The following is a 12,109-nucleotide window of genomic DNA, read 5'->3' as shown; positions in this document are numbered from 1 at the left end:
GCGATTCCTATATGCATTGTAAAGGAGGTCGTTATGGGCAATTTATTTTATACAAAAGAATCCAAAGCCCCATTGAAACTTGAGTCAGATATTTATCATACAGAGTCTTTGTATCAGGATGAAAAGCTAAATAAAAGATTCTTGCAGTTAAAAGCGAATGTATGTGATCTGAATCAGGCACTCGTTAAAAAGTGTATCACTGGAACAGAACAGGATTTCATCATGCTTATGGATAGAGCGAAAGACTATGTTGTTTGTAACTTTGGAGATATCACTGATGAGGATGTTCAAAAGCTGTTAGAGATGTTCAGACAGTGTGTCTTTGGATATTACATTCTTACTCCGTTGATAGAGGCTAAGGATGTATCAGATATTAAGGTGCTGAATTATAACCACATAGTTGTAAAGGCAAATGGAGAACGATATCTAACAGATATAAGTTTCTTTGATGAGAATGACTATAAGAATTGGTTTGAAAGAATCCTTAGAATCCATCGATTAGGCAGGGCTGAAGAATTTGCACTTGGTCATTGTACTGATCGAAAAGGCGTAGAGAAGTTCTATCTGAGAATTGATGTGCAGCTTTCTTATGTGACATCAACAGAAAAGAACAATATCCATATTCGAAAGATGCCTAAGACAAAGCTGTCTTGGGATTACTTAAAGGAAAACAACATGCTTGATGACGAGATGATTGAGTACTTAAAGGACAGGATATCTGCTGGATATGGATTCTTAATTTCGGGTCGTGGTGGTTCAGGTAAATCTACATTGCTTAATAACATGATAGATCTAATCCCATTCAATCAGTCTGTCTTAGTCTCACAGGAGTCAGATGAGCTGTATTCCAATGTTCATCCTCAGATCCAGTTTGAGCACACAATGACAGTAAGAAAGCATGATGTGGTAACGGATTTTTCATTGGAAGATGAGCTTAGACTTGGTCTTCTGCAGGATATTGATAATTTCATCATCGGTGAAATCAAGGGTGGTGAGGCATTATATGTATTCACCACAGCGATGAGTACCGGAGCGAGATTCTTTGGGACGATTCATTCAAACGATGCAGCTAGTTCGGTAACAAGACTAGCTCAGTGCGCAAGATATGTATCTGATTATTCAATGGAGACATTGGAAGAGATGCTTACATGTATGCCCTTTGTATTAATCCATATGAGCCACTTTTCAATCGATGAGATTTTAGAAGTAGATGGCTGGGATGAGAAGAGATCTAGACTGAACTTTCGGTCTGTATTTAAGAAGGAGGACGAAGCGTAATGAATAGGTTAATACTTGTTATGGCAGTTGTTACAGCAATATTTTTGATAGTTTCCTTTGTCCAGGATATCAAGGAAAGAACAGTCTTTTCCTTTCCCTGTTTAGTCCTAATTGATGCTTGGGCAATAGTTTTGTGGAATGTTGTTAGTTACAGGAAAGCAGAGGTTATCTGCTTTCTTGTAGTACATTCCGTTTTATTCATTTTAATGAAGGTATTTAAGGTATGGGGAGATGGAGATAGTGATATGTTCCTTCTTTTTGCAAATATATGTCTAGTATGTGTTCCAGCCTCAAATATCATAGCACTTGCTATTACAGAGTGCTTATTACTGACAGCTTCAATAGCAATATCAATCGGTATCGGTGCTATTGAGTATCGATGTAGGAAAAGGAAGTTTGCATTGTCAGGAGATATGGCAGTGATACCAGGATTTTCAATAGTTTTGATAGTTATCATGGCAATTTATGTCATTGGGAGGTTTATGTAATGAACGATGAATTAGTTTTGATTAGAAGAATGATGAACTCGATGGAGGACATCATAAATGCAACACCAGGAGAGAGATTCACTATCACAGATGGGGATACCCTAGTTATTTTACAGAGACGCATGGAGGCTTCGGATCTGAAGAATGCGCTTGGTGAATACAATCAGGTCTTTATGAAAAATGAAGGTGCTGAGATTGATGATATTGCAAAGAGTGCAGTTGCGATGGTTAAGGTAAGAACGCTCGTAGAGGCTGAGACAGAGAACTTTAATGCTAGATTAACCAGACAGTTAATAAAAGAGTATAAAGCTCAGATTTCTAGGGTTATTAATATCATTAAGCTTTCAAAAATCAACGCAATGAGCGCAGCTGATTATGAGAAAGAGGCAATCGAGATCACAGCAGCTAAGAATGAAGCATTTCTTGATCGCTTTGAAAAGGAAATTGTTGACTTGGAAAAGCAGATCGAGAGAATGCCACAGGTTGAGGAAGAAGAAAAGCCAGAGAAAAAAGAAGTAAAGAACGTAGCAAAACCGGAAGTGAAAAGAACATCTCTTGTAGATCGCATGAAGTCGGTGGTGGAGAAGAAAAAGAATCAGAAGGATATTGGCGAAGAGCTTCGAATGGTTGAGGCAAAGAGCTCAAAGACAAAGTGCGTTGAGATTCCGTTCTATGATAAGACTTTGTATTTTAATGAGTGTCATCCATGCAAGGATATGCCGGAATACTCTTTGATGAAGAGAAAGAATGATATCTTTTTTGGCTTAACGAGAAATATATCAGCCAAATCATATAACAACAGTGATCACAGTCTTTTAGAGCTTACAAAAGCTACAGAAGATTTTTGCCAGTATATGATAGAAGACCTCTTGTCAGGAGAGTATTGTCTCTTACCATATAGAGAAATTGATAAGGCTTCATTGGCTATGTACTTTGATTTTGTGTCAGTTTGCTTTGGTGAATACATTGGGAAAACACTTAGCATTCAGGAGTATTTGAAGTTTAAGGAGTATTACAATCGAATTTTAATGGAGATGTTTCACCTTGAAGCTGGATTTAAAGCAAAGTACTATCAGGCATTAATGTTGGCGGATCGCTATATGGATTACATGTCTGGATATGATTTGGAAATTCCGGATGATAGAGAACAGATTGTAGAGAATCTTATTGATAAGAATGGTCATAGGTATATTAGAGATTTGGATCTAATTCGTGAGAATCATGTGATATCAATGGATTCGCTTGATGATATTCATAACCTAATTATTGAGATTAATGGATTCATTAAGGAAGAAGAGCCTCAGGTTAATACAGAAGATGCTTGGAATGAAACGATTGATGTTCCTATTAAGATTCAGATTGTAGGTGAGGATGGAGCCATTGAAGATGAGGCAACTTTCGCTGGTACGAATCTGTTATCAGCGGTGTCAGGATATATGAAACAGTCGGCATATATTAAGAAGTTAGGGGTAATCATTGATGGTAAAGAAGAATACTTATTCATAGCAAGGAATGGTTTGGTGCCTGTAGCATTGCTTAATCCTGAGGATGAAGGAGAAGTGTTACGAGGTTATGAGAAGAGTATTTTGAGAACGATGATTCATTTAACAGGGGAGGATAAGTAATGAGGAGAAAATGTTTAATTGTAGCATTGGCAGCAATCACGCTTCTTGGGACCATTTCTGGTTGCGGAAAGAAGGAGAGTAAAGAAGCAATCAAAGTCAGTGAAGACAATCCAATCACTACAGAGTGTGAAAACTACTTTGCAAAAGCTAATCATATCTCAGTGAGCGTTGTGAAAAGAACCGAGACAAATGATTTAGATGGTAATAGCAGTATGACCTACGAGAAGTATGTTACTTCGGATATCAACCTAAAAGATGAGACAGATTCTACCTTTGATTTAACAGAAGCGTTAGCGAGTGGTGAATTAATAGAAGATAAGATTAAGGAGTTAAGCTTTAAGGAAGTCTTTGGATTTGATTATAAGGGGAAGTCTGCAGATGGGATATTCAATGGACTAATGGAATCTAATGGGATGGATACAAACCTTAAGGATGTAACTTTTGATGATGAAACGTATGATGCAAATGGAAGAAAACTATATGTATTAAATGGTGAATCGAGTGTTCTTAAGTCGTTGCTTAAAGACACGAAGTACGATGAACTTAAGTCATCTAAAGTCTACTATCAGACTATGAAGACAGAAGCTGGCGTGGAGATCCCAGAGAATGTAACCGCAGAAGTAGAGTATCGAATAGGGGACGTTACTTACAAAAAGACGGTGTATATTGAGATAACAATTTATAGTGGAGAGGAGGAGTAGTATGAATATTAAGCAGAAGCTAGTTGGCGTCGTGATGTTGATGTTTTGTCTTTTTATTGCAAGTCCTATTACAACATATGCAGATAATATCGGAGATACAGGAGGTACTGGACAGGGAAACATAGGTGGAAGCAATACCTACACATTTTATTATTATTACAATGCATCAGACAATGCAATTGAATTGACTGTTGTAACAAAGAATCCGATTAAGAGTTTTGGAAATACAACTAGTCATACATATACTAGCCCTAATGATGGAATAGAATTAAATACACAGAATCCAGTTTTAGGAAGATCTTTAGATGATGCATTAGCCGATTTAATTAGCCATGGAAATTATAATATGACAGTTGCAGAAGCAAAACAGCAGCTTGCAGCTTTAGGATATTATGACAAGGGAAATGGTGTTTGGAAATATAGTGGTGGCTATTTAACATATGTATCAGCTGTGAAGATAAGAAAAATTGAACATACTGTAGCTTATGATGCAAATGGAGGAACAGGTGCTCCGGCAAGTCAGACAAAGAAAGAGGGGCAGACATTAACACTAAGAAGTGGGAAGCCTACACGAAGGGGCTGGACCTTTAAGTATTGGGTGGCATCAATTGGTGGTCATTACTATCCTAGTGGTTCATATACGCATGACCAGGACGGCGGAACAGTTACAATGAAGGCACATTGGAAAGATGAGACAAAGCCTACAGGTTCGATTGTTGCAAGACCTAATTCGTGGAGTGCAGGGAATGGAACTGTAACTGTAACTGCACAGGATGAGGGCTCTGGTCTAAGTAGTATTGTATTAGAGCGTTATTCAAGGGTGACGGGAACATGAACTACAGTTAAGACATGGACATATAATGGAACAACTAATCTACAGACCAAGACATACACAGAAACAAGTGAAGGTGTTTTTAAATACCGAATGACGGTAACAGACAAAAAGGGGAATTCTTGGTCAGCAACATCTGCATATATATACTTGGATCATAGTAATCCCGCGATTCATGGACTTGAAACAACGAATACGGATTGGACAAATAGAGCTCCGGTCATTGGTGTAAGCGGAACAGATTATCTTACAGGGACCAGTTATACTGGTTCTGGAATGTCGTCTATGGTTATTTATGATGATGTAGGACGAGAAGTCGCAAGAGGAAGTGGTAGCGTATCCTATACGCTCACATCTAGGTATGAAGGGATTCACACCTGGAAGATTGTTGCAACGGATAATGTTGATCATTCATCGACAGCTTATGTTACAACAAAGTATGATATTACGAAGCCTGGGATTGATGGAACTGAGATTACAAAAGTAATTCAGGGAATGACGGTATCTGGATATTGTCAGGATAATGTTATAAATCAGCACACGGATGATGAAGCGCGAAGAAGCGTGAATAATCCAAATGTGACATCTGGTCTTAGAAGTGTAATGCTCTATAAGGTTGTAGACGGTCATAGATATCCTATTTATTCAAGTACAACGAATGGAAGTTGGGCAAGTTCAGACACGCACTCATACTTTAATATCTATTATGATGATAATGTAGCTAGTGATTTACCAGAGTATTATGTGATTGCGGTTTCAGACCATGCTGGAAATATAACAGAAAAGAAGTTGACAACACAGCGATACTTGCTTACTACATTCCATACAAGTATTGATAGAAGCACTTATAATAAATAGAGTTTAAAGGGCGTTGCATTAGCAATGTCCTTTTTTCTGTATTGTGATAATATTTCTATATGGGGTAATGTAACAATGGAGGGTGAATATGGAGGAGAAGAAAAAGATAGTCCCAAGGTATCGTCAGATTATTGAAGACGAAGGACTAATGAAATATATGAGCAAAGTGGGCGTGACATCTCGTCAGAAGTATGTGCTGCGTTCATATATGAAAGGCATAAGTGAAGGACAACTAGCGAAGAAATATAATGTTGCAGTTAATACGATTCATGAAGATATCAGGAGCTATGTTGGTTCTGCAAGAAAGTATGTTGGAGATTCACCAGCACTAAGAAAAATCAAGTGGTATGAGAGCGTAAAACCCGATGAGGACTTGATGAAGAATGTAATTTCGAACAAGAACACAAAACGGTATGCAACCTATGAAGCATTGATTGAGTCTACTCGTGTAGCAGCAAAGAAAGCAGATATGCTACTTGATGCAAAAAGGAGAAATCCAAAGAAAGTCAAAGAGCTTGAGGGTTATATTAGAACAGCACTTGAAACATCAGAAAAAATATTAGAAATGGTAGAAGAGGAAGATAAGGATCTCGAATGAGGTCCTTATTTTTATGCAGGGGGTTGCGCAAACGTCAGCAAGGTGTTATTATATCAGTGCAGAGGGATGAACAAACCTCTGCAAATAATGATAAATAACAGGAGGATACACTATGAGAGTACAATTTTCAGTTAATGATGAAGAGTTAAAGAGACTAGAGAGTTATGCGAAAGAAGCTGGATATCCTGATATTAGTTCATATTGTAAAGATGAGGTACTTAGACTTCGTACATATGCAGAACTTTGGAACAAGGTAACAACGAAGATTTCTGAAATGGAAAAGGGAAAGACTTTTGCGTTAAGAGATCTTATTGATACACCACCTTCAAATCTTGGAGTGAAGCTTTATAACCATCAGGTTGAGCTTGGAATCGAAGTAAATGACAAAGATCGTACCGGAGCAAATACCTTTACTAAGTTGTAATCCAAAGCTGACTTGCCCCCCTGGGAGTCGGGCAGGGGGGACGGGGGTCGGAATGGTACACAAAAACAAATATAAATAATGATGAAGGTCTGCGGATATATTCCGTAGATCTTTTTTTTGTTGTATTTTTGCAGATTGGCTGGAAGCGTTGCCTATATGAGATTTGTAACAAGCAAATAGATGAAAGATGAAAAATAAATCTTCAGAAAAACTGCAGATGTAATTCGTCTGAGGTCTATATGCATTATGTAAGGCGAGGTCCACTTACAAACTACAAATTTTTAATATCACAAGGAGGATTAGTTAATGAATAAGTTGGTAAGAAAGATGGATGGAGCAATTATCAGAGCAAAGAATTTTATGGCACAGAAGGTGGAAGGTTCTGACCAGATCATCATTATGTTCATTATTATTGCTGTTGCTGCTGGTATTGCAGGTCTTCTGTACATTTTCGGTACAAAGACATTACTTCCAAACTTCCAGAACAAGATTACAACACTCATTAATGGTTGGTTCGATCACAACTAATTAGGAGGTGTAGCCATGAGAAGAGGAGCTGGCAGTAAAGCCATTAGTCGTGAAGAGAAGCGACTAAAGAAAGAAAAAGAAAAGCGTATCCGTGAAGCAAATAGGATGCTCATTCCAGTTCCAAAGATAACAGTAGCATCGATGAAATTACTAAGCTTTGATCCGGCAGGAACCTTCAGATTTGAGAGGGACTGTTGGAAAAGAGTTTATAAGGTCAGAAATGCAAGTGGGATTGGAGCTGGATCTTTTGCCAAAGAGCTAAAGGCCAGTGTGAGGATAACTACTGTAATTGGTAGTGAAGGAGAAGAAAACACCTATATGACGCTCACTGAAAACGGAGAAACCTATGACGAGGTAAGGACCTACTTCTCAGAAGATGAAGAGAAGGTTGCCAAGCATATGGAAATCTCGCTGTGCAGTATTGATGAAACGATGAAGGCAGTAAATAGGAATAAGGAAAACTTCTCATATGCTTCTATGGTGCGTGGAAAGAAAGATTGGAAGAAGGAATGCATTGCAGAGGTGGTTGAGGATGTAAGCAGTTTCCGAATGGAAGCCGACTTTGGTGAAACACTTTTTGTGATGCAGTATCCAGAAACGCTTAAGGGCGATGTCGTTGAGAAACTAAGAAAGATGGGATGTGAAATTGAGATCGCTTATGACTTAGATAGCATCTCTACAGCAGATCAGATTGATTTTGGCAGAACCCTTGAGCAGAAGTTTAACAGGCGAGGAAAGAGTGACTTGGAATTTCTAAATAGCTCATTTCAGATTATGTTTCTTTGTGATTCAGATGATGCGAGAGCCATTGTAGAAAAAACAATCATATCAATCTTATCAGCCGAAGGCTTCGTTATCGCTCCAAGTATTGGAGCCCAGAAGATTGCTGCTGAATCGATTAGTAGCTTAGGTCTATTGCAGTTAACGTACATGAGAAATGTAACCGTTGATGTTTTAGATCAGATGAATGTATTAGGAGGTCAGGAAGATGGAAGCAATTAAAACCAAATATGAGCAGACAAAGACATGCGATGTCCCGCTTGTAAAGGAGATGACCTCTGTACAGGATATCTTATCAGTGAAGAGTATCGATGAAAGTGGAATCTTCGAGTTGAACAACAAGATGTTTTCAAAACTGTATGTCTTAAGTGACATCAACTTTGCGGGTGTAACAGATGCAGAGCAGAAAGAAATCATTATCAATTTTGGTAAAGTCCTGAAGACAATTCCATGCAGATTTTCATACACGGTCGCAAACGAATATGTAGATGAGAAGCTGTTTCATGAAAAGATACTGTATGCGTTAAGGGGCGATAAATATGATTTTTTAAGAAGAAGTTATAACCAGGTGATTCGAGATAAGGTTTCTGATGCTAGACAGGGATTGTATCAGACGATCTATCTGACACTTACTATCAAGGCAGAAGATATGCATGATGCGAAGCAGATGTTTATGTCTACAGATACAGCAATTAGAAGTGCATTTATTGGAATTGGTGCGAATGGAATGCAGGGATCGATAATGAGACCAGTCGGCATCAATGAGAGAATGCAGAAGATTTATAACGTGACACATGTTGGAATCGAGAACAATTATAAGTTCGACTTTGAGAAGGAGTATGCAGCTTGTCATGATTGGTTAAATACCTTGGCTCCGGCATCTGTAAGATTTGAAAATGAGATGTTCATGCTAAATGGCAGATTTGGAAAAGTGATGTATATCGAGGAATATCCGAAGTCATTGGAGTCAGACATCATCTCAAGTTTAAGCAAGCTGAACTGTACAAGCTATGTGACGGTTAATAGCGAACTTCTTGATATTGCAGGATTCAAACAGGAAGTTGGACGTAAGTATATGGCTGTCGGAATGAAGATTGAGAATGAAAAGCAGCGTAACAGAAATAATAATGATTATTTGGCTGATGCGAGTCAGAAACTTCTGAATGAGAAAGAGAAGTTAGACGAATTTTCCAAGGAGATTGACTCCTTGGATGAGCATTACTTTAATACCACAATTCTAGTTATGGTATTAGCAAATAGTGAGGAGGAACTGACACAGATCGAAGAGAAGTTAAAGAACATTGCTTCTTTGAAATCTATTAAGCTGCATAGTTGTTTTGGTAAGCAGAGAGAAGGCTTTAATTCTTGCCTCCCACTTGGAATACAGGAGTTTAAGAGGGTATGTAATTTAAGTTCAACATGTCTTGCAATGTTTATGCCATATAAGACACAGGAGCTTAATGATGAGGGTGGAACTTATTATGGAGTAAACCAGCTGAGTCAGAATGCAATCTTTGCAAATAAGAAGTTGTTAAAGAACCATAATGGACTGATTCTTGGTCAGTCAGGTTCCGGTAAATCGGTGTTTGCGAAGTCTGAAATCATAAGCACATTTGTAAATAACCCTACAGATCAGATTCTTATAATCGATCCACAGTCAGAGTATGGAAATCTGTCAGGGATTACAGATGGTACGATTATCAGCTTTGATTCATCGAAGGAATTCTATCTTAATCCGATGGATGTAGATTATACGGATGTGGATTACGTGAAGCTTAGAGAGATTATCTCAGACAAGGCAGACTTTATTCTGTCATTGTTATCAAGCTGTATGAAACGAGATATCTTGCCAGAGGAGCAGGGAATCATAGATAGCGTTATTGAAAAGGTTTACTCAGAGAATTATTCACTGAGAAAGAAGTTAAATGGCGAAGCTGAGAAAGCAAGTGATTATGAGGTGCCAAGCTACATGCGAACGGAATCAGTGATGTTTGACATAGAGCAGAATCTAAGTGTTGAAGAGCAGATAAGGGCTTATTCACCAACACTTCAGGATATTTATCAGGGGCTTTTAGATGAAGGAAGCAGCCTGGCAGCTCATTTGGCTGCAGCAATGGAGATCTTTGTTAACGGATCTTTGAACCTCTTTAATCACAGAACCAATGTCATGTTAGATAATAGATTCATTGTTTTTGATATCAGTGGTCTTAAGGATAATATCCGACTTACAGCAATGCTTGTAATGATGGAGACAGTCCGAAACAAGGTGAAGGATAACGCGAAAGAAGGCAGGTGGACACATCTTTACGTAGATGAATTCCACGAACTATTGGGAGTTCCCCAGGTAGCGGAATTTATCCTGAAGCTTTGGAAGGAAATCCGTAAAATGAGCGGTATCTTAAATGGCATCACTCAGAATATGACTGACCTTCTTAACAATGATAATGGAGGAAAGTTATCCGCCATTCTTTCTAATACGGAGTATTTTGCACTACTATCACAGTCAACTCTTGATAAAGAGAAACTGATGAAGTTCTTGCCACAGATTAGTCCAGCGATGTTTAACTTCGTTGATAATGCTGATTCAGGAACCGGACTTTTAAAGATGGGAAATGTTACTGTTCCGTTTGATATGAGAATGAGTAAGGAGTCAGAGATTTACAAGATTGTAAATACAGACGGAGGTGGATATGGCGTTTAAGAGTGAAGGGGCTGACTTTAGAAGTCAGTCCCATTTTACAAATGAGATGTCTCGTTTTGTGGGAGACGAAGTAGCTAGCTTTTCTAATAATGGGACAGCTGCTGGTGCTGTTGATGATATGGCAGAGAAGGCAGTCAGAATTTCTTATGAGAAGACAAAGTCAAAGCATAAGGATATCAAAGCTCAGAGAAAAGACATAGCTAGTCAGATTAAAACTCAGGAAAAGTTTCTGAAGGAGGAAAAAGCTGAGTATGTGAAAGCGAAGCAGGAGCTTCAGGATAAGAAGGATATGCTTGAAGCCAAGATGAAGAGTCAGGGCGCCTCCAAGGAATTCAAAGAGGAGAAGGCGAAGATTAAGGAACAGGAGCGATTCTTAAATGATAAAGCAAGCAATATAGAGACCAAAGAACTGAAACTAAATGAGAAAAGGGCTGAGAAGAAGGACGTCAAGAAAAAAGAGAATAAGGAACGAAAAAAGCAGTCAGCTAAATTGAATGTAGCCAATATGCTTAAGGCAAAGAAGGGGATTTCCAATGAAGTTGGTGGTATCGGTGGAGTGACCGGGGATGCTTTTGAAGATGGTAAGAGTGGGCTTGTCGGAACATTCCTTCAGTACATCAATCCTTTTTATTACTTGAAGAAGTTGTTGGCTTATCTTGGAAGCTTGTTAGCGCCATACGTGCTGATTTTTGCAACGATTGCGATTGTGCTTGTCATGATTATAGCTTTGCTGTTTGATGCATTATCACCGGCAATTGCAGTTCATGATGCTATTGAGAAGTTCGTATCTAACTTTACGGATGATAACACATTCGTTAATACATCGCTAAGTGAAGATAAGATTAATGAAATTATCGAGAAAGCAAATTGCGATGAAACGCAGGAAAAGGTGTTGCGGTTTGCACTGTCTAAGGTTGGCTATCCATATAGTCAGGATTACAGAACGAGTGGGAATTATTATGACTGTAGTTCCCTTGCGTATTATGCATGAAAAGCAGCTGGGGTAGATATCAGTTACGGAGCGAATTATCCGCCAACTGCAGCAAGTGGAGCAAAGACACTAGAATCGGATGGAAAGTCTTTAAGTGGCACTGAATTGGAGAACCTTAAACCGGGAGATCTTATCTATTATGGTGGATCAAATAATAATCGGTATTTAGGAATTCACCACGTAGCAATATATGTGGGGGATGGAAAGACTGCAGAAGCATATAGCACAAAGTATGGTGTTATTTATCAGTCAATGGACACAGATGACATAGTAATGGTTTGTAGACCAAATAAGAAGTAGGAGGA

The 12,109-nt window shown here is 38.5% G+C and carries 13 protein-coding genes; all 13 read left to right on the top strand.

Features of this window, described 5'->3' with window-relative positions; genetic code table 11:
• The first annotated feature begins 33 nt into the window (after positions 1 to 33).
• The 13 genes from BLV79_RS07850 (at position 34) to BLV79_RS07790 (ending at position 12,104) form a co-directional block, all read left to right on the top strand.
• The gene (locus tag BLV79_RS07850; protein WP_074717858.1) at positions 34 to 1,278 is read left to right on the top strand and encodes an ATPase, T2SS/T4P/T4SS family; all 1,245 of its coding nucleotides are present in this window, start codon (positions 34 to 36) and stop codon (positions 1,276 to 1,278) included.
• Entirely contained in the window at positions 1,278 to 1,766 is a 489-nt protein-coding gene (locus BLV79_RS07845; protein ID WP_074717855.1) for a hypothetical protein, read from the top strand. The genes BLV79_RS07850 and BLV79_RS07845 overlap by 1 nt, the downstream gene beginning before the upstream one ends.
• Entirely contained in the window at positions 1,766 to 3,391 is a 1,626-nt protein-coding gene (locus BLV79_RS07840; protein WP_074717853.1) for a hypothetical protein, read from the top strand. Before BLV79_RS07845 ends, BLV79_RS07840 begins: the two co-directional genes overlap by 1 nt.
• Positions 3,391 to 4,092, top strand: coding sequence for a hypothetical protein (locus BLV79_RS07835; protein ID WP_074717850.1), 702 nt, complete (start codon positions 3,391 to 3,393; stop codon positions 4,090 to 4,092). Before BLV79_RS07840 ends, BLV79_RS07835 begins: the two co-directional genes overlap by 1 nt.
• Position 4,093: 1 nt before the next feature.
• On the top strand, positions 4,094 to 4,927 hold the full coding sequence (locus tag BLV79_RS07830) for an InlB B-repeat-containing protein (protein ID WP_074717847.1): 834 nt from the start codon (positions 4,094 to 4,096) through the stop codon (positions 4,925 to 4,927).
• Between the two features lie 90 nt (positions 4,928 to 5,017).
• Complete coding sequence (locus BLV79_RS07825; RefSeq protein WP_074717845.1) at positions 5,018 to 5,782, top strand: hypothetical protein; 765 nt, start codon at positions 5,018 to 5,020, stop codon at positions 5,780 to 5,782.
• A gap of 82 nt (positions 5,783 to 5,864) precedes the next feature.
• Positions 5,865 to 6,380 (top strand): hypothetical protein, encoded by a 516-nt coding sequence (locus tag BLV79_RS07820; RefSeq protein ID WP_143470234.1) that lies wholly within the window; start codon positions 5,865 to 5,867, stop codon positions 6,378 to 6,380.
• Positions 6,381 to 6,492: 112 nt separating this feature from the next.
• Positions 6,493 to 6,804, top strand: a complete 312-nt coding sequence (locus tag BLV79_RS07815) for a hypothetical protein (protein WP_074717840.1) — start codon at positions 6,493 to 6,495, stop codon at positions 6,802 to 6,804.
• A gap of 306 nt (positions 6,805 to 7,110) precedes the next feature.
• On the top strand, positions 7,111 to 7,332 hold the full coding sequence (locus tag BLV79_RS07810) for a hypothetical protein (protein ID WP_031558000.1): 222 nt from the start codon (positions 7,111 to 7,113) through the stop codon (positions 7,330 to 7,332).
• Between the two features lie 15 nt (positions 7,333 to 7,347).
• Positions 7,348 to 8,334 carry a hypothetical protein gene (locus BLV79_RS07805; protein WP_074717837.1) on the top strand — a complete coding sequence of 329 codons (987 nt, stop codon included), beginning with the start codon at positions 7,348 to 7,350 and terminating at the stop codon, positions 8,332 to 8,334.
• 49 nt (positions 8,335 to 8,383) lie between these two features.
• A complete protein-coding gene (locus BLV79_RS07800; RefSeq protein ID WP_159429339.1) occupies positions 8,384 to 10,813 on the top strand; it encodes a VirB4-like conjugal transfer ATPase, CD1110 family in 2,430 nt (809 codons plus the stop codon).
• Positions 10,803 to 11,804 (top strand): hypothetical protein, encoded by a 1,002-nt coding sequence (locus tag BLV79_RS07795; RefSeq protein ID WP_074717831.1) that lies wholly within the window; start codon positions 10,803 to 10,805, stop codon positions 11,802 to 11,804. The genes BLV79_RS07800 and BLV79_RS07795 overlap by 11 nt, the downstream gene beginning before the upstream one ends.
• A 105-nt stretch (positions 11,805 to 11,909) precedes the next feature.
• Positions 11,910 to 12,104: an NlpC/P60 family protein gene (locus BLV79_RS07790; RefSeq protein ID WP_031557992.1), complete on the top strand. Its 195-nt coding sequence runs from the start codon at positions 11,910 to 11,912 to the stop codon at positions 12,102 to 12,104.
• The last annotated feature ends 5 nt before the right edge of the window (positions 12,105 to 12,109 follow it).

Origin of the sequence: Lachnobacterium bovis DSM 14045 (assembly GCF_900107245.1) — a bacterium.
GTDB classification, from domain to species: Bacteria; Bacillota; Clostridia; order Lachnospirales; family Lachnospiraceae; genus Roseburia; species Roseburia bovis.
Note: the sequence above shows the minus strand (reverse complement) of the source record. Positions and strands in the feature narration are given on the sequence as shown.